We start from the raw sequence: 17,876 nt of genomic DNA on the forward strand, positions 1-17,876 counted from the left end.
AAATATAGAAAAATATGCAAACACAACGCTCTCTTCACATTGAAAATGCTGCTTTTTCACTACATAAACAGCAAAAATTAACCATAAAAAAACTCACTATTCAATCCAATGATTTCTGGGTGGTGGTTGGCGGTAATGGCTCGGGCAAAACCGCCTTTTCCCTTGCGTTGCAAGGCAAACTTCCTATTTATTCTGGCAGTTACGACAACCATTTTCAGAATATTCAGCTCCTCTCTTTCGAGCAACAACAAAAAATCATTGAGAAAATTTTTAACGACCGCAACAACGACAGCGTTTCTCCCGATGATTTCGGTTTAACCGCCCGCCAAATTATTCTAAACGGTAGCGACAAAAATGTTCTCTGTGAGGAATATGCGGAAAAGCTTCGCATCACACACCTGCTTGAACGCCCGTTTATTCAGCTTTCCACCGGCGAAAGCCGCAAAGTGTTGTTCTGCCAACTGTTGGTGAGTGAACCAGACTTACTGATTTTAGACGAACCGTTTGAAGGCTTAGATCAACAATCGGCGCAATATTGGATGCAGCTTGTCGGTGAGCTGCAAAGCAAAATGGCATTAGTGCTGATTGTAAACCGCTTTAACGATATTCCTGAAGCTGCCAGCCATATTGCCCTGCTCGACCATTTACAGCTCATTTTGCAAGGAAAACGGGTGGAAGTGGAACAACAAGCGGTCTATTCTCAACTAAAATTTGCAGAAGAGAATATCAATGTACCTTTGCCTGACGGAGCTACCCCGCTGATGGTATTGGATAGTACCATTAATCCGTTTGAGCTGGAAAAGGTGAATATTCAATATGGTGAGAAAAAAATTCTCGACAACCTAACCTGGACTGTTGCCCCGAAACAGAATTGGTGGATTAAAGGCCCAAATGGTGCGGGCAAATCCACACTACTTTCAATTATCACAGGAGATCACCCGCAATCTTATGCCAACAAAGTCCGCTTATTCGGTCGCCAACGTGGCACAGGCGAAACCATTTGGGATATTAAGAAAAACATCGGCTATGTCAGCAGCCAATTACATATGGATTACCGCGTAAATTGTGCGGCAATTGAGGTGATTATTTCCGGCTTTTTCGACAGTATTGGTGTATATCAACAAATCCCCAACAGTTTACAACTCAAAGCAATGGAGTGGCTGGAACGCCTTAACTTAGCTGATGTTGCCAGAAAACCGTTCCGCTCACTCTCGTGGGGGCAACAACGCCTGTTGCTCATCACCCGAGCGATGGTAAAACACCCGCCTATTCTGATTTTAGACGAACCGCTACAAGGCTTAGACGGCATTAACCGTAAATTAGTGAAACAGTTTATCGACCAACTGGTCAATAACAGCCAAACCCAGCTCTTATTTGTTTCCCACCAAGACAGCGACGCCCCAAATTGCATCACGCATTTGTTTGAATTTGTGGCAAAAGGGGAAACAAATGAGTCGGGATATGAGTATAGGCAGACAGCGATCATTCAATAATAATCCCTCTCTCTTATAATCAGCTTATCATTAAGGAAATATGTGCATCATATTTCCTTTTATTTTATTACTCACCTATATATTCTACTTTGATATAAATAATCTTTTTTTATTATTGGGAATTCTATTAGCTTTACTGCAACATAAATTATGTTTGTAATTATATCGCATTTCATAATAGGAGCATTTATGAGCAGAATTCTAACCCTTCAAGATGTTGATTTCGCTGTAAAAGGAGGATCTATATTTGCATGTGGCGGCGGTGGCTGGATGGAACATGGTTACACTCTAGGCCGTGCAGCTGTTACTATCGGCAAGCCGGAATTAGTTAGCATGGAGGAGGTTGATGATAATGCGTGGATTGCAACTGCCGCAGCTATTGGCGCACCCGGTGGTTTAACTGACTGGGAGATGCTTGGCGTGGATTATGTTAAAGCAGTTCAATTACTACAAGAAGCACTAGGTGAAAAACTATATGGCTTAATGATAGGGCAAAATGGCATGTCTTCAACCGTAAATGGCTGGCTACCTTCTGCAATTCTAGGCACAAAAGTAATTGATGCCGTAGGCGATTTACGTGCTCATCCTACAGGCGATATGGGTTCTATTGGACTTGCTAACTCCCCTGAACATATGATTCAAACCGCTGCCGGTGGTAATCGCAAAAATAATCAATACATTGAATTAGTGACTAAAGGTGCTACCTCCAAAATTTCTCCGATATTACGCAAAGCATCCGATATGTCTGGTGGCTTTATTGCAAGCTGCCGCAATCCAATACGCGCCAGTTATGTTCGCCAACACGCAGCGCTTGGCGGTATATCACAGGCACTCTCTTTAGGTGAAGCGATCGTTCAAGCCGAGCGTAAAGGAGGCTCAAAAATTATTGAGGCGATTTGTGCACATACGGGAGGTTCTATTATTGCATCCGGTAAAGTAAAGAAAAATACCCTTCAATATACCGATCAGGCTTTTGATGTCGGTATCATCCAAATAGGTATAGGGAAAAATGCAGTAAAAATTCACGTAATGAATGAACACATGGCGGTAGATCTTGCAGATGGAACCCGTATTGCCACTTACCCGGATGTTATTACTACTCTTGATACAAATGGCCAGCCAATTAGTGCCGGACAAGTTAAAGAAGGTATGGAAATAGTGGTCTTTCACATTGATAAAAACAAGATCCCTCTTTCATCAAGTGTAATCGATCCCAGTGTTTATCCGCCTGTAGAGGCTATTTTAGGCATTGACTTATATAGCTACGCATTAGGAGAAAAATAAAATGGCTTTTCAAATTCCAACCACAGCAAACTGGAAAAATGGACTTCGTTGCAAAAATTGGCGTACAGAGGCATTACTGCGTTTGCTGGAGAATGTATTAATTGTAGGGGAGGCTCCCGAAAAATTAATTGTTTACGCCGCTCTTGGTAAAGCAGCACGTAATCAAGCCAGTTATGAGTCGATTGTCACATCATTGAAAACAATGACTGAAGATTACACACTCATCGTACAATCAGGTAAACCTATTGGCTTACTAAAAACGCATGCTAAAGCTCCTATTGTAATTATGGCAAATTGCAATATCGTAGGTCAGTGGGCTAAAGCTGACATTTTCTATGAATTAGAACGCCGAGGCTTAATATGTTGGGGAGGTCTTACCGCAGGGGATTGGCAATATATCGGATCTCAAGGGGTCATCCAAGGCACTTATGAAATATTTAGTCGTATCGCAGAACGTTACTTTAAAGGTAATCTAGCCGGTCGCTTTATTCTTTCTGCAGGTCTTGGAGGCATGGGAGGAGCTCAACCATTAGCCGGTTACATGGCAGGAGCCGCAATTCTCGTTGTTGATGCAAATCCCGAAAGTATTAAAAAACGTTTACGGATTGGCTATCTCAAAAAACATACGGATAATCTGGATGAAGCATTAACTTGGATCAAAGCAGCCACAGACAAAAAAGAAGCTATATCGGTTGGTTTATTAGGTAATGCCGCTAAGATTTACCCTCAAATTTACGCACGAGGCCTAATACCAGATATTGTCACAGACCAAACTTCGGCTCATGATTTAGTCTATGGCTATCTGCCACCGGAATTTGATTTAGAAACTGTCAGAAAATTACGAGAAACAGATCATCAAACATTAATTAATGCAAACTTAAGTGCAATTAAACGCCACCTAAAAGCTATGCTTGATTTCCAAAAAGCGGGTTCTATTGTATTCGATAATGGAAATTTAATTCGCACACACGCCAAAAATGCAGGTATTGAAAATGCCTTCGATATTCCTATTTTTACCGAAGCCTTTTTACGCCCATTATTTAGCCGTGCAATAGGCCCTTTTCGCTGGATTGCTCTCTCAAATACCCCTCAAGATATTGCTACGATAGATAATTATGTACTGGAACATTTTTCACAAAACAAAATTATCACAAATTGGATAAATCTTGCTCGTCAATACGTTCCCTTTGAAGGATTACCTGCTCGTATTGCTTGGTTAGGCCACCAAGAACGTACTGACTTAGCTCTTGCCGTCAACCAAATGGTTGCTGAAGGTAAGCTTTCTGCCCCCATTGCCTTTACCAGAGACCACTTAGATGCCGGAGCAATGGCTCACCCCAACATTATGACCGAAAACCTCATTGATGGCTCTGATGCCATTGCAGACTGGCCGCTTATCAATGCCATGGTGAATTGTGCCTCACAAGCTGATTTGGTCGCAATTCACTCAGGCGGAGGTGGGTATAGCGGTTATATGACCTCAGCCGGAGTCACTGTCATTGCAGATGGCTCACCAGAAGCTGCTGAACGTTTACGGCTTTCCATGACCAATGATACCAGCCTTGGCATTATGCGTTATGCCGATGCCGGTTATCCGGAAGCACTGGATGAAGCGATACAAAAAGGTCTAAATTATATTCAGTTAAGTTAACCCTAATCTTTATTTAGCAAAAAAATACATAAAAAAGACCGCTTGTAAATTCATAAGAAATTAAAGGAAAAATATATATGCAACACAACACTCAAACTAAAAACAGTTCCGGAAAAGCAGTAGCTGCAACCTCTATAGGTAATGCTTTGGAATGGTATGACTTTAGTATTTTCGCTTTCTTTGCAGCCTATATCGGACATAGTTTTTTTGAAGATGGAAACGAAACCTCCGCCTTAGTGAAAACCTTTCTGGTATTTGGTGTAGGATTTATTGCTCGGCCATTAGGTGCAATATTTCTCGGAGCCTATGGCGATAAAGTTGGCCGTAAGGCAGCACTTACTTTAACCATCGGATTAATGGCATTGGGTACCTTTATTATTGCTATCGCGCCTCCAGTTTGGGTGATTGGTGCTGGGGCCCCAATACTTTTATTAGTTGGGCGCTTATTACAAGGCTTTTCAGCCGGTGGGGAAATTGGAGGAGCAACGGCATTTCTCGTAGAATCAGCACCGACTCATAAAAAAGCAACCTATGCCGCATGGTTACAAGCAAGTATGGGTATATCCAATATCCTTGCCGCACTTGCAGGCTGGAGTGTCAGTTCCCTTTTTTCTCCGCAAGAAATTAACCAATGGGCATGGCGTTTACCCTTTATTTTCGGTTTGCTCATTGTACCTGTAGGATTCTATATTCGCAAAACATTACATGAAACAGAGGAATTCACAACCTTACAACAACAAAAAACCGAAAAAACGCCTTTATTAGATATTGTAAGTAAATATCCATCTCATCTGATTGCGGGAATCTTATTCTCTATCCTTTGGACTGTCTGCGTGTATACGTTAATCATTTATATGCCAACCTATTATGCTTCACCTAACGTAGGATTAGGTTTCCAACGCAGTGATAGTTTCTTAGGTGCATTACTGGGCAATATCTTTATGGTTATTGGATGTCTATTGTCCGGGCGTTTAGCAGATAAAGTTGGCCCTTATAAGATCTTAATTTTTGCAATTATTGTTCTAATGGTAGGCAGCTATCCTATTCTGGCTTGGCTACATGCAAACCCTACAGTGAATAATCTAATCATTGCACAAAGTCTGTTCTGCATCATGGTTTCTATTTTTGCGGGTGTTGCACCTTCTGTTTTGGCAAATTTCTTTCCTGTAAGAATACGCTCAACAGGTATGTCAATAACATATAACATTGCCGCTATTTTCTTTGCAGGCTTTACACCGGCTTTAATGGCATGGGCAACAAATCTCAATAAATTTGCTCTATCTTTTTACTTGGCTATAACGGGTGTAATCGCATTAATAGGATTAGTCTGGATGAGAAAATTAAGCCCGACTACTATTTATTAAAAACATAGAAATTGGAGAACTAACATGCAAAAAAAACTTATAAACTTCTCGATATTACTAGCCTTATCTTTTACTAATGTAAGCAGCTTCGCATTACAACTTACACCTGACCTCAATCTTACACTTGAACAGGTTGAACAAGTTGCCCGTAAAAACGAGACAGTTAATATCAATGATCAAGCTTGGAAAAATATTGAGCAGGGTCATAATGTCATTCTAGAAGCTGCTCTGAATAATGTACCCGTTTATGGTTTAACCGTGGGTGTTGGCTGGAATAAAGATAAACCTATCTTCATAGAAAAAAACGGTACTAAGGTGGTATCAGATGAATTATTAGCAGTATCAAAAAAGTTTAATAAATCCTCATTAAGAGCTCATTCAGCCGGCCTAGGTGATCCACTGCCTATTGAAACTGTACGAGCAGGTATGTTGATTCGCTTAAATACGATGCTAAATGGAGAAACCGGTGTACAACGAGAAGTAGCCGAAAAATATCTTGAGTTCCTCAACCATGGGATTACACCTGTTGTACCAAGTCGAGGAACTGTAGGAGAATCAGATATTACCCTAGCCTCACATATTGGTTTAGCTATGATAGGCGAATGGGATGTATTTTATCAAGGTAAACGCCAAGCGGCTAAAACAGTAATGGAAAGATTAGGTATTCAACCACTTGACCCTGTCGGTAAAGATTTTTTATCTATCTTAAGTACTAATAGCTTAATGGCAGGCGAAGCCGTACTTCTCACATTAGATAACCAACGTTTCTTAGATAAACAAATTACATTATTCGGATTGGTATTAGAAGGATTCAATGGTAATGTGGCACCATTTAGCGAAATAGCTGTTAATGCCCGTCCTTATGCAGGAATGAGGAAAGTCGCCGAAAAAATACGCAAAACACTTAACGGAAGCGATTTGTGGAAACCATCGGATACTCGCTCATTGCAAGATCCTCTCTCATTCCGTTCTATGGCATATACACTAGGTGCCATTTCGGAAAATATTGACGCACTCAAACAAGCGGTAGAAATTCAGATCAATTCAACCGATGATAATCCTTTAGTATTGACTAAATCTCCTGTGATATCAGCAGACCAGACACAACTCAAACGCTATGAAATTAAAGAAGGTGAATTAGGTGCAATTTACCCTACATCAAACTTTAACTTCTTACCTATCACAAACAAGGTAGAATATTTAAACCAATCATTAGTAAAATTAGCAGAAGTGATGACACAGCAAATTATTCGATTCGAAAATCCGGAATTTACTAAGTTAAGTCGCTTTTTATCTGCACCACAAAATGAAGGGCATGCATTCGGCGCTATTCAAAAACCATTTGCAGAAACGAATATCAGAATTAAACAGCTTGCTCAACCGGCTTCATTCAGCTCAAGTACATTAGCCGGAAATATAGAAGATACTATTACAATGTCTAGCATTGCACTTGCCAATAATCGCCAAATTGTAAACGGATTATATGAAATTGCCTCATTCCAACTTCTGCATGGAACACAAGCTTTAGATTTACGTAGTAATTTTACAGCTGGTGATAGTACAAAAGCTATTTGGCAAGAATACCGTAAAGTTGTCCCTTTTATAGAACAAGACAAACCTTACACACCAATCATTATAGAAGGAATTGAGTTTTGGAAAAATTATAAGAAATAGGTATTAATAAAAAACGCGGATAACTATATAGTTATCCGCATTCTGGAATCAAATATTCATTCTTATTGAATCATTTCACCAACTCACCCTTCGCTTGTAAATCCGCGTGGTAGGAAGATCGGACGAATGGACCACAAGCCGCATGTTCGAAGCCCATTTTTTCTGCCTCAGCTCGGAACATATCAAACTCTGCCGGTGGTACATAGCGTTCCACTTTTAGGTGATGGCGGCTTGGCTGTAAATATTGACCGATGGTTAGCATCGTCACACCATGGTCACGCAAGTCTTGCATCACTTCTAAAATTTCTTCATTAGTTTCGCCAAGCCCGACCATTAAACCGGATTTAGTCGGAATATTCGGAAACTCTCGCTTGAAGATTTTAAGTAACTCTAACGACCATTTATAATCCGCTCCCGGGCGAACTTCGCGGTATAAGCGTGGCACATTTTCTAAGTTGTGATTGAATACATCCGGTGGATTTTCTTTCAGAATTGCGACCGCTTGTTCAACACGTCCACGGAAATCCGGCACCAAAATCTCTACTTTACAGTTTGGGTTTAACGCTTTAATTTCACGCACCGTTGCTGAAAAGTGTGCAGCACCACGATCAGGCAAGTCATCACGATCCACCGAGGTAATTACTACATACTTTAATTTCATATCCTGCACGGTTTCTGCCACTTTACGTGGCTCGTCCGGGTCGAGTGGAAGCGGTTTGCCGTGTGCTACATCACAGAACGGACAACGGCGGGTGCAGATTGCTCCCATAATCATAAAAGTCGCCGTGCCGTGGTTGAAACATTCATGCAAGTTCGGGCAAGAGGCTTCTTCACACACAGAATGCAAACCATGGCGACGCATACCATTTTTGATACTGTCAATTTTCGCCGAATTTGCCGGTAATTTAATTTTCATCCAGTCCGGTTTTTTCAGTAATTCTTGGTCTGGATCGATATTTCTTACTTGAATAATTGAGGTCTTAGCCGCATCACGATATTTCACTCCCTTTTCCATTTTAAAAGGAGCCATTTTATTCGGATTGGACTGAGCTGTAACCGTAGTCATTAAAATTTTGTATCCTAATTGTTAATAATTTGGGAGGTATTATAGCCTAAAATTGAGATAAAATGATTCACTAATTTTGGCGATACTTCATCACAAGTTAAATCATTTCGAGCAATTAATTCACTGAGCTGACACATTTCCAGCCCCGCGTAACCGCAGGGGTTAATATTTCTGAAAGGCGTTAAATCCATATTGATATTCAAGGCTAAACCGTGAAAAGAACGCCCTTTGCGAATACGTAAACCAAGCGAGCAAATTTTTTGTTCATCCACATAAACTCCGGGAGCATCCGCTTTAGGATATCCTTCAACACCGTAATCAGCTAAAGTTTTCACCACAGATTGTTCCAATGCCGTCACCAATTCACGCACCGACATCTCTTTACCGTTAGCTTTTAAGCGTTTAATATCCAACAGCACATACATGATTTGCTGTCCTGGCCCATGATAGGTAATTTGCCCACCTCGGTCGCTTTGCACCACTGGGATATTGCTCGGATTGAGCAGATGCTCCGGCTTGCCTGCCGAGCCTTGAGTAAAGACAGAAGGATGCTGCACCAGCCAGATCTCATCATCGCTATTTTCATCACGACTATCGGTGAAAGATTGCATTTTATGCCAAATTTCTTCATAGGGCTGAATGCCGAGTTGACGAATAATCAATTTCATATTCCACACCTGTTAAAATAAAGTTGCCCCTAAAGGGGCAGCTTGTGTTCGAAATTATAATACCATTCTTACGCCGGCAATTTTGGCTAATTCGGTATAGAGTGTTTCCACTTGCTCAATATTTTCTGCCAAGATGTCAATCGACACAGAATTATAAGTGCCTTTTGAGCTTTGTTGTTGACGGGGATTGTAGTCACCTTTGGCGTAAAGCTGAGTAACAGCTACCACATCATCCACTAAATTTTCACGATTCGCACCTACTACTTTGAAAGTAAAGCTGCACGGAAATTCTAATAAATCTTTTAATTTGGCTTGTGGTAAATCTTGTAAATTAATAGCTTTTGATTGCATTTTTTATCCTTATTTTTAAACGGTAAGCGGTGAAATTTTGCAAATTTTTTGCAAAATCACACCGCTTGATCTTGTTTCACACTAAATGGGGATGAAATTTTTAATTACAAGATTAATCAAATAAGCTCTTAACCGTCAAAGCAATCCAGTCCCAAGCCTTACCGAAAATACCGGCTTCCGGTACATCTTGTAATACTTGTAAGTTGGTACTCGCAACATCTTTACCATCTAATTGGTAAATCATTTTGCCCACAACCTGTCCTTTGACTAAAGGAGCTTCCAGATTTTTCTTCTCAAGTTCATAACGGGCTTTCAAATCTGTTGATCTGCCTTTTGGTACAGTAACAAAGCTATCTTGGATAGAACCTAATTGTACTTTATTTGCTTCACCATAATAAACAGCCTGCTCCGCAACCGCTTGAGACGCCTGAATAGATTTTACCGTTTCAAAGTTAGCAAAACCCCATTGAAGCAGCTTTTTACTTTCTACTTCACGTCCTTTATAAGTCGGTACCCCCATTACTACAGAAATCAAACGAGTATTACTATTGGTTGCAGATGCCACCAAGTTATAACCTGCTTTATCTGTGTGCCCGGTCTTCATGCCATCTACGTTAAGCGTTTTATCCCATAACAAACCGTTTCGGTTAGGTTGCGGTTTTTTAATGTTGTAATGAAACTCTTTTTCCGCGTAAATTTTATATTCTTCCGGCTGATCACGAATAATGTGTGAACCGATAATCGCCATATCGCGAGCTGAGGAATATTGCTCCGGATCATCTAAACCATGAACAGTCGTAAAATGGGTATTTTTCAGACCAAACTGTTGTGCGTATTTATTCATTTCATTAATAAATGCCACTTGGGAGCCTGATACGTGTTCTGCAAGTGCAACTGATGCGTCATTTCCTGATACGATAATTAAGCCTTTCATCAAATCAGCAACAGACACTTTGGTGTTTAAATCCAAAAACATTAATGAAGACCCCGGGAATTTCTGTGCCCAAGAATTCTCGGTAACGGTAACCATATCGCTGTTTTTAACACGCCCTTCTTTTAACGCCTCACCTACTACATAGCTGGTCATCATTTTAGTTAATGATGCCGGATACTGGCGTTGATCGGCGTTCAAACTAGCCAACACTTCACCGGAGTTATAATCCATTAAAATATAAGTCTGAGCATTTAATTGCGGAGCTTGTAAATTAAAATTCGCATTTAAATCAGCATAAGCTAGGCTTGATGCTGCGATACTCATAAAACTCATTGCTTTCACTAATGTTTTTTTCATAAACTATTTCTGATTCCTCTTAGTTACTTCAAAGCATAAAGCTCATTATCTGAGCTTGATTTTATATTCCTATTCAAAATGGCAATTCTGACCTTTGCCGTACCTGAATTATGCATACCAATTTTCTTCGCTGCAGCAGATGATAAATCCACTACGCGAGCATGGCTATATGGCCCTCGGTCATTTACCCTCACGATAACAGAACGCCCGTTTCGTAAATTAGTGACTTCAATTAACGTGCCAAAGGGTAAAGTTTTATGGGCTGCCGTCATCTTCGTATTACTAAAAATTTCACCATTTGCAGTTAGACGCCCGTTAAATTTATTAGCATAATAACTCGCAACACCGGTTTGGAAATGTTTGCGAGTAGAATTTTCTTGTAGTGTTTTTACCGACTTTTTCTTAATCGTCGATCTCTTTTTAGCAACGTTATAAATTACTTTTTTAGACGTTTTAACTACTTTTTTAGTTACTTTAGAAGCTACCTGCTTCTTTGTTGAGATACTTGACTTAGCTTTTGTACTCTTTGTTGAAGCCAAAGAATTTAATGAACCAAAAGTCAGAAATCCAGCTAATAACAGGGTTACAATTTTACCTAACCTCATATAAGTTTTCCTCTATGTGGATGTCGTTATTGTTTGTAACGATGATAGTTTCACTGCTTTTTGATACCGCAAAAAAGCAAAAAGTTCAAAAGTGCATTGCTTCAATCAATGCACCTAAATATTATTTCAGCTTGTCATAGGGATTATTACTACCCACACGTTTACGATGAACATAGGTAGACATCATTAATCCAAATGCCGCCATCAGTGTTACATAAGAAGTACCACCATAACTGAAAAGCGGTAATGGTACACCTACTACAGGTAAAATACCACTCACCATGCCAATATTTACAAAAACATAAACAAAAAACAGGAGAGCTGTCCCGCCGGATAATATCCGTCCAAAGGCAGAATCTGCTTTTGTTCCGATAACCAATCCTCTGGCAATGATAAATAAATAGATTGCCAATAAAATCAAGATACCTATCATACCATGTTCTTCGCTTAACACGGCAAAAATAAAATCTGTATGTGGCTCAGGTAGAAACTCTAATTGGGATTGAGTCCCCTCCATCCAGCCTTTACCGTTAATTCCCCCCGAACCAATTGCAATTTTCGATTGAATAATATGATAGCCCGCCCCAAGCGGATCTTTATTCGGGTCAATTAAAGTCATCACCCTCGTTTTTTGGTAATCATGCATCAGGAAAAACCACATAATTGGGATAAATCCTGCCAAAAATACCGCACCTGCCCCAATTAATTTCCAGCTAAGACCGGCTAAAAACAAAACAAAAATACCGGCAGAACAAACCAGAATTGAAGTACCTAAATCAGGCTGTATAGCAACCAACAAGGTTGGGACTAAAATAATGGCAAGAGCAATAAAAGTATCTTTAAAGCTTGGAGGAAGCGGTCTTTTACCTAAATACGTAGCTACCATTAGAGGAACTGCAAGTTTGGCGATTTCTGATGGTTGAAAACGGACAAAACCTAAATTTAACCAGCGTTGAGCGCCTTTACTGGTTTCCCCGACTAAATCCACCAAAATCAGTAATACTAAACAAAATACATATAAATAAGGCGATACTTTTTGATAGAAACGAGGAGGAACCATCGCCATCATAAACATTAGCCCCATTCCAAGAGCTACTTGAATAAGGCGGTTAGTAAACATCCGCTCATTAGCACCACTTGCACTATATAAGACCAACAAGCCATATCCTGTAATAGAAAATAAACCTACTAACAACAGAATATCCAGCGAAAAAATTTTCCAGAAAAATTTCCTAATTCCACTACTCATTATTGTCCTCTACTGCAAGCGATCGATTTTGTTCAGAATTTTGCAAATTAGGCGGAATACCAATTCCTTTACGCAAGGCATAATCCATAATTTGCCGAGCTACAGGTGCCGCGGCACTACCACCACCGCCGGCATTTTCCAAAATTAAGGCAACCACCACTTGAGGTTGTTCATACGGGGCATAACCAATAAACCACGCGTGGTCATGCAACTCTTTTTTAATGGCATTTTTATCATAGTTTTTGCCGTTTAAGTTAAACACCTGTGCTGTCCCGGTTTTACCCGCCGAATGATAAAAAGCACCGGCAAACACTTTACGAGCAGTACCGTTGGCGGCATGATTGACATTATACATTCCCTGCTTTGCCAGATTCCAATAAGCATCCGGCACGCCTTTAATATCTTCATATAATAATGGATCTTGATAAGGTGTTACCGTGTTACTACCTTGTATTTCAAGCATTAGGTGAGGTGTGTTTACCCGTCCGTTATTAATTAATACCGCGGTTGCTTTGGCTAGTTGTAACGGGGTTGAAATCCAATAGCCTTGCCCGATGCCAACAGGAATGGTATCTCCCTGTACCCAAGATTTTTTATAACGTTTTTGCTTCCATTCACGAGTAGGCATCACACCGGCAGATTCCTCAAAAATATCAATACCGGTTTTGACCCCAAAACCAAATTTCTTCATCCATTCCGACATTTTATCAATCCCCATTTTGTAGGCTAATTGATAAAAGAAAGTATCTGATGATTCTGTAATGGCTTTATTCACATTGGTTAAGCCGTGTCCGCTACGTTTCCAATCTCGATAACGCTGAGTCGTACCGGGCAAAATCCAATAACCGGGATCGGAAATCGTGGTACTTGGCGTAATCATCCCCTCTTCCAAGCCGGCAACTGCCATAAACGGCTTGATCGTTGAAGCCGGTGGATAAGTTCCTTGAGTAGTACGGCTGTAAAGTGGACGGGTTGGGTCTTCTAATAATGCTTTGTAATCCTTACCTGAAATCCCCCCACAAATAGATTGTTATCATAACTTGGGCTTGACACCATAGCTAAAATGCTGCTATCCCTTGGGTCAAGCACAACAACCGCTCCTTTGTGATTGGAAAGTAACGACATCACATATTGCTGTAATTCCACATCAATACTTAAACGAACACTACTACCGGCAACCCCTTCTTGGTCACGTAACTTGCGAATCACTTTACCGCGGTTATTGATTTCAACTTCCTCAAAACCTGTTTTGCCGTGAAGCTGATCTTCATAGAATTTCTCAATACCCAATTTCCCCATATCATGAGAACCCGCATAATTACCGAACTTACCCTCTTCTTGCAGCTTTTTCTTATCATTTTCATTAATTTTCGCTACATAACCGATAATATGAGTTAAAAGCTCCCCATAAGGATAATTACGTTTATAGTAAGCCTGCACATCTAAACTTGGGAAACGGAACTGATTCACCGCAAAGCGAGCCATCTGAGTTTCATTTAGATTACCTTTAAGCATAATAGGCGTATAACGAGAAGTCCGCTTTTTCTCTTTATTGTAGTTCTCAATATCTTCGTCTGTTAAACCGACAATCTCTTTTAACTCCAACAAAGTCTGCTCAATATTTTCTGTTTTCTCCGGCACAATAAACAGACCAAAATAAGTCAAATTCTCCGCCAACACCTTACCGTTACGATCATAAATTAAGCCCCGAGCCGGCGGCACAGGCAAAAGCTTGATACGGTTACCGTTTGAACGAGTTTGGTAATCCTCATAATTCACCACTTGCAAATGATAGAGGTTGGTTAACAGCACACCTGTTAACGCAAGCACCCCCATAAACGCAACTAAGGCACGACGTGCAAACAAATTACTTTCTGCTTGCCCGTCCCGCACCTTCTCTCGCGAATGGGATGAGGTGAGTTTTCCTAATTTACCAAACATAATATTTATCTGATACTCTCTGCTAACTATTCTCGGTGATAGGGATGATTAATAGTTAATGACCATGCCCGATATAAACTCTCCGCCACAACAACCCGAACAAGCGGGTGAGGTAAAGTTAAAGGAGAAAGCGACCAACTCTGCTCAGCCGTTGCTTTACATTCAGGCGATAATCCTTCAGGTCCACCAATTAATAAGGCGACATCACGCCCATCATTTTTCCATGCCTCTAATTGTGAAGCTAATTGCTCGGTTGTCCAAGGCTTACCGGGAATATCCAAGGTCACCACTTTAGCTTTACCGGCAGCGGCCAACATTGCTTTACCTTCCAGCTCTAAAATGCGTTTGGTATCGGCATTTTTACCGCGTTTTCCTGCCGGAATTTCAATTAACTCAAACGGCATATCTTTTGGAAAGCGACGTTGATACTCCTCAAAACCAGTAGTAACCCACACCGGCATTTTAGTACCTACCGCAATTAATTGAATTTTCATCTTATGTTTAACTCAACTACAAGCGGTTACTTTTTTATAAAAATTTACTTATTAAGCTCGCACTCCGCACCACCAGTAAAGCCGATGTTTAAACGCAAGTGTTTTTGCAAAATAATCACAAAAAATAACCGCTTGTCTTTTACTAAATTAAAATTATGCCCAAAGTTTTTCTAATTGATACATATCACGGCTATCTGATTGCAATAAATGCACGATTGCTTGCCCAAAATCTACCACTATCCAGTCTGCCACCGCCTTACCTTCGTCACCAAATACTTCAAATCCGGCTTGTTTTGCCTCTGTAATTAAACGATCAGCGGTTGAAGCCACATGACGGCTGGACGTTCCTGTTGCAACAATCATCGTATCAGTAATGCTGGATTTGCCTTTTACATCAATGGCTAAAATATCTTGTGCTTTTAAATCATCTAAGGTTTTTGTTAAAAATTCGACTAAATTTTGTTCCACGTTAATTCTCTCTCATATCATAAAAACGTGGAATTTTAACATAGATTCAAAGGAGAGAAGAAAGAAAGCGGTTATTTTTAGAGAAAAATTTACACATTTCATCAAATTAAAATTAGAGAAAAAACCCAAAAATGTGAACTAGATCACATTTACAAAAAATCATTTAAAAAATATTATGTGATCTACTTCACATTTCTAATAGAAACATTTTTGTAACTTTTAAAAGTGGTGCTAATTTACACAATAATTTATTCAACCCTAATTTCTCTCCTTTTCGAGGTCTTTATGTCTAATGTTAAAGTGAAAGTCCAAGGTTTTGGGCGTTTCTTGTCTAATATGGTGATGCCGAACATCGGTGCGTTTATTGCGTGGGGTTTCATCACCGCTTTATTTATTCCAACCGGTTGGTTGCCGAACGAGACCTTTGCGAAACTAGTTGGCCCGATGATTACTTACTTGCTGCCGCTGTTAATCGGTTATAGCGGCGGTAAATTAGTCGGCGGCGAGCGTGGTGCGGTGGTCGGTGCGATCACCACAATGGGTATCATCGTAGGGTCTGAGATCCCGATGTTCTTAGGTGCGATGATCGTGGGTCCTCTTGGCGGCTGGGCGATCAAAACCTTCGATAAAGCAATTGACGGCAAAGTGAAAAGCGGTTTTGAGATGTTGGTGAACAACTTCTCGGTTGGTATCATCGGTATGATTTTAGCGATGTTATCGTTCGCGTTTATCGGCGGTATCGTAACCCAAATTTCTGCGGCGTTAGGTGCTGGCGTGGGTGCGTTGGTTGAAGCGGGTCTTCTGCCATTAACCTCGATCATCGTTGAGCCAGCGAAAATCCTGTTCTTAAACAACGCGATCAACCACGGTGTATTCACCCCGCTTGGCACAGCCCAAGCGCAGGAAGTGGGTAAATCGATCCTGTTCTTAATTGAAGCGAACCCAGGCCCGGGCTTTGGTATCTTACTGGCTTATATGTTCTTCGGTCGTGGCACAGCAAAACAGACCGCAGGGAGTGCGTCAATCATTCACTTCTTAGGTGGTATTCACGAAATTTATTTCCCGTATGTGTTGATGAGTCCACGTTTGATCCTTGCGGTAATCGCAGGGGGTGCAACCGGCGTTTTAACTAACTCATTATTAGGTGGTGGCTTAATCGCACCGGCTTCTCCGGGTTCTATCTTCGCCATCCTTGCGATGACTGCACCAGGCGCACACTTTGCCGTGATTGCTTCTGTAGTTCTCTCTTGTGCCGTGACCTTTGCGATTGCGTCTATCTTACTCAAAACCCAAAAAGGTGAAGCCTCATTAGAAGATGCCCAAGCTCAAACCCAAGCGATGAAAGCGGAAAGCAAAGGTGTAGTGGCTACAGCAGTAAACGGCAATGTAAGCAAAATCTATGTAGCCTGTGACGCAGGTATGGGTTCAAGTGCGATGGGTGCGAGTATGTTACGCAAGAAAGTACAAGCAGCCGGCTTAAACATTGAAGTGCAAAACTTAGCAATCAACGACTTACCGCAAGATGCACAGCTGGTTATCACCCACAAAGACTTAACCGCTCGCGCACAACAACGTGTGGCCTCGGCTCAACATTTATCTTTAACTAACTTCTTAGACAGTGCGTTCTATGACAGTTTAGTGGCAAAATTAGGTAACAACCAACTACAACAAGCGGTTAAAAATAGCCAAAATTTTGCAAATCCGATTGTTGAAAAAGCACAAGCTGAAGGCTTAAAATTACAAGCCGCCCAAGTGTTCTTAGGTTTACAGGCTGAAAACAAAGCAGACGCCATCCGTTTTGCCGGTGAGCAGTTAGTCAAAGCAGGCTTTGTAGAGCCAAGCTATGTGGATGCGATGTTCGCCCGTGAAGAGATGGTTTCCACCTACTTAGGCGAAGGCTTAGCCGTACCGCACGGTACATCTGATGCCAAAGACAGCGTGATCAAAACCGGTATCGTGGTGTGCCAATATCCAAACGGCGTTCGCTTTACCGATGAAGAAGACGGCGTGGCGAAACTGGTTGTTGGTATCGCGGCCAAAGGCAACGACCACATTCAGATTTTGAGTAGCTTAACCAATTCACTTGATGATGAAGATGCGATGAAGACATTGACATCAACCAATGATGTTGAGAAAGTGTTGGCTCTTTTATCTAAATAATCCAAGCTACCCCCTCTTTAGCAAAGAGGGGGCAGGGGGAGATTTGGCAGAAGAAATAAACGGAGAAAATAATTAATTTTTCGTATTATGACTTTTGAATTTGTTACCTTATTCAAT

The 17,876-nt window shown here is 40.9% G+C and carries 14 protein-coding genes and 1 pseudogene; 6 read left to right on the forward strand and 9 right to left on the reverse strand.

Annotation, left to right across the window (positions count from 1 at the left end; genetic code table 11):
* Positions 1-14: 14 nt before the first annotated feature.
* The 5 genes from modF to A6B41_RS00195 all read left to right on the forward strand — a co-directional run bounded on the left by modF (position 15) and on the right by A6B41_RS00195 (position 7,466).
* Complete coding sequence (gene modF, locus A6B41_RS00175) at positions 15-1,493, forward strand: molybdate ABC transporter ATP-binding protein ModF (protein ID WP_027073935.1); 1,479 nt, start codon at positions 15-17, stop codon at positions 1,491-1,493.
* A gap of 189 nt (positions 1,494-1,682) precedes the next feature.
* Complete coding sequence (locus A6B41_RS00180) at positions 1,683-2,777, forward strand: DUF917 domain-containing protein (protein WP_027073936.1); 1,095 nt, start codon at positions 1,683-1,685, stop codon at positions 2,775-2,777.
* Between the two features lies 1 nt (position 2,778).
* On the forward strand, positions 2,779-4,428 hold the full coding sequence (locus tag A6B41_RS00185) for a urocanate hydratase (protein ID WP_050436773.1): 1,650 nt from the start codon (positions 2,779-2,781) through the stop codon (positions 4,426-4,428).
* 77 nt (positions 4,429-4,505) lie between these two features.
* Positions 4,506-5,792 (forward strand): MFS transporter, encoded by a 1,287-nt coding sequence (locus tag A6B41_RS00190; RefSeq protein ID WP_027073938.1) that lies wholly within the window; start codon positions 4,506-4,508, stop codon positions 5,790-5,792.
* A 24-nt stretch (positions 5,793-5,816) separates the two neighbouring features.
* Complete coding sequence (locus A6B41_RS00195) at positions 5,817-7,466, forward strand: HAL/PAL/TAL family ammonia-lyase (protein ID WP_050436774.1); 1,650 nt, start codon at positions 5,817-5,819, stop codon at positions 7,464-7,466.
* 70 nt (positions 7,467-7,536) lie between these two features.
* On the opposite strand, the gene lipA is transcribed toward A6B41_RS00195, so the two are convergent.
* The 9 genes and pseudogenes from lipA to rsfS all read right to left on the reverse strand — a co-directional run bounded on the left by lipA (position 7,537) and on the right by rsfS (position 15,599).
* Positions 7,537-8,532 carry a lipoyl synthase gene (gene lipA, locus A6B41_RS00200; protein WP_027073940.1) on the reverse strand — a complete coding sequence of 332 codons (996 nt, stop codon included), beginning with the start codon at positions 8,530-8,532 and terminating at the stop codon, positions 7,537-7,539.
* Between the two features lie 14 nt (positions 8,533-8,546).
* Positions 8,547-9,200, reverse strand: a complete 654-nt coding sequence (lipB, locus tag A6B41_RS00205) for a lipoyl(octanoyl) transferase LipB (protein WP_027073941.1) — start codon at positions 9,198-9,200, stop codon at positions 8,547-8,549.
* Between the two features lie 54 nt (positions 9,201-9,254).
* Entirely contained in the window at positions 9,255-9,551 is a 297-nt protein-coding gene (gene ybeD, locus A6B41_RS00210) for a DUF493 family protein YbeD (RefSeq protein WP_027073942.1), read from the reverse strand.
* A 112-nt stretch (positions 9,552-9,663) separates the two neighbouring features.
* Complete coding sequence (locus A6B41_RS00215; protein WP_027073943.1) at positions 9,664-10,842, reverse strand: serine hydrolase; 1,179 nt, start codon at positions 10,840-10,842, stop codon at positions 9,664-9,666.
* A 23-nt stretch (positions 10,843-10,865) separates the two neighbouring features.
* Positions 10,866-11,447: a septal ring lytic transglycosylase RlpA family protein gene (locus tag A6B41_RS00220; protein WP_027073944.1), complete on the reverse strand. Its 582-nt coding sequence runs from the start codon at positions 11,445-11,447 to the stop codon at positions 10,866-10,868.
* A gap of 121 nt (positions 11,448-11,568) precedes the next feature.
* On the reverse strand, positions 11,569-12,696 hold the full coding sequence (gene rodA / locus A6B41_RS00225; RefSeq protein ID WP_027073945.1) for a rod shape-determining protein RodA: 1,128 nt from the start codon (positions 12,694-12,696) through the stop codon (positions 11,569-11,571).
* Positions 12,689-14,637, reverse strand: a pseudogene (gene mrdA, locus A6B41_RS00230) (penicillin-binding protein 2). The gene rodA and the pseudogene mrdA overlap by 8 nt, the downstream one beginning before the upstream one ends.
* Before the next feature lie 26 nt (positions 14,638-14,663).
* Positions 14,664-15,131 (reverse strand): 23S rRNA (pseudouridine(1915)-N(3))-methyltransferase RlmH, encoded by a 468-nt coding sequence (rlmH, locus tag A6B41_RS00235; RefSeq protein ID WP_027073947.1) that lies wholly within the window; start codon positions 15,129-15,131, stop codon positions 14,664-14,666.
* 153 nt (positions 15,132-15,284) lie between these two features.
* Positions 15,285-15,599, reverse strand: coding sequence for a ribosome silencing factor (gene rsfS / locus A6B41_RS00240; protein WP_027073948.1), 315 nt, complete (start codon positions 15,597-15,599; stop codon positions 15,285-15,287).
* 285 nt (positions 15,600-15,884) lie between these two features.
* Here rsfS and A6B41_RS00245 point away from each other — a divergent pair, with 285 nt between their 5' ends.
* A complete protein-coding gene (locus A6B41_RS00245) occupies positions 15,885-17,759 on the forward strand; it encodes a PTS mannitol transporter subunit IICBA (protein ID WP_027073949.1) in 1,875 nt (624 codons plus the stop codon).
* Positions 17,760-17,876 lie beyond the last annotated feature (117 nt).

The organism is Mannheimia granulomatis, assembly GCF_013377255.1.
Classification (GTDB): Bacteria; Pseudomonadota; Gammaproteobacteria; order Enterobacterales; family Pasteurellaceae; genus Mannheimia; species Mannheimia granulomatis.

Bases quoted from the DNA above. Each gene is read 5' to 3' on its own strand.
- modF (WP_027073935.1), top strand. From the start codon at position 15: ATGCAAACACAACGCTCTCTTCACATTGAAAATGCTGCTTTTTCACTA.
- A6B41_RS00180 (WP_027073936.1), top strand. From the start codon at position 1,683: ATGAGCAGAATTCTAACCCTTCAAGATGTTGATTTCGCTGTAAAAGGA.
- A6B41_RS00185 (WP_050436773.1), top strand. From the start codon at position 2,779: ATGGCTTTTCAAATTCCAACCACAGCAAACTGGAAAAATGGACTTCGT.
- A6B41_RS00190 (WP_027073938.1), top strand. From the start codon at position 4,506: ATGCAACACAACACTCAAACTAAAAACAGTTCCGGAAAAGCAGTAGCT.
- A6B41_RS00195 (WP_050436774.1), top strand. From the start codon at position 5,817: ATGCAAAAAAAACTTATAAACTTCTCGATATTACTAGCCTTATCTTTT.
- lipA (WP_027073940.1), bottom strand. From the start codon at position 8,532: ATGACTACGGTTACAGCTCAGTCCAATCCGAATAAAATGGCTCCTTTT.
- lipB (WP_027073941.1), bottom strand. From the start codon at position 9,200: ATGAAATTGATTATTCGTCAACTCGGCATTCAGCCCTATGAAGAAATT.
- ybeD (WP_027073942.1), bottom strand. From the start codon at position 9,551: ATGCAATCAAAAGCTATTAATTTACAAGATTTACCACAAGCCAAATTA.
- A6B41_RS00215 (WP_027073943.1), bottom strand. From the start codon at position 10,842: ATGAAAAAAACATTAGTGAAAGCAATGAGTTTTATGAGTATCGCAGCA.
- A6B41_RS00220 (WP_027073944.1), bottom strand. From the start codon at position 11,447: ATGAGGTTAGGTAAAATTGTAACCCTGTTATTAGCTGGATTTCTGACT.
- rodA (WP_027073945.1), bottom strand. From the start codon at position 12,696: ATGAGTAGTGGAATTAGGAAATTTTTCTGGAAAATTTTTTCGCTGGAT.
- rlmH (WP_027073947.1), bottom strand. From the start codon at position 15,131: ATGAAAATTCAATTAATTGCGGTAGGTACTAAAATGCCGGTGTGGGTT.
- A6B41_RS00245 (WP_027073949.1), top strand. From the start codon at position 15,885: ATGTCTAATGTTAAAGTGAAAGTCCAAGGTTTTGGGCGTTTCTTGTCT.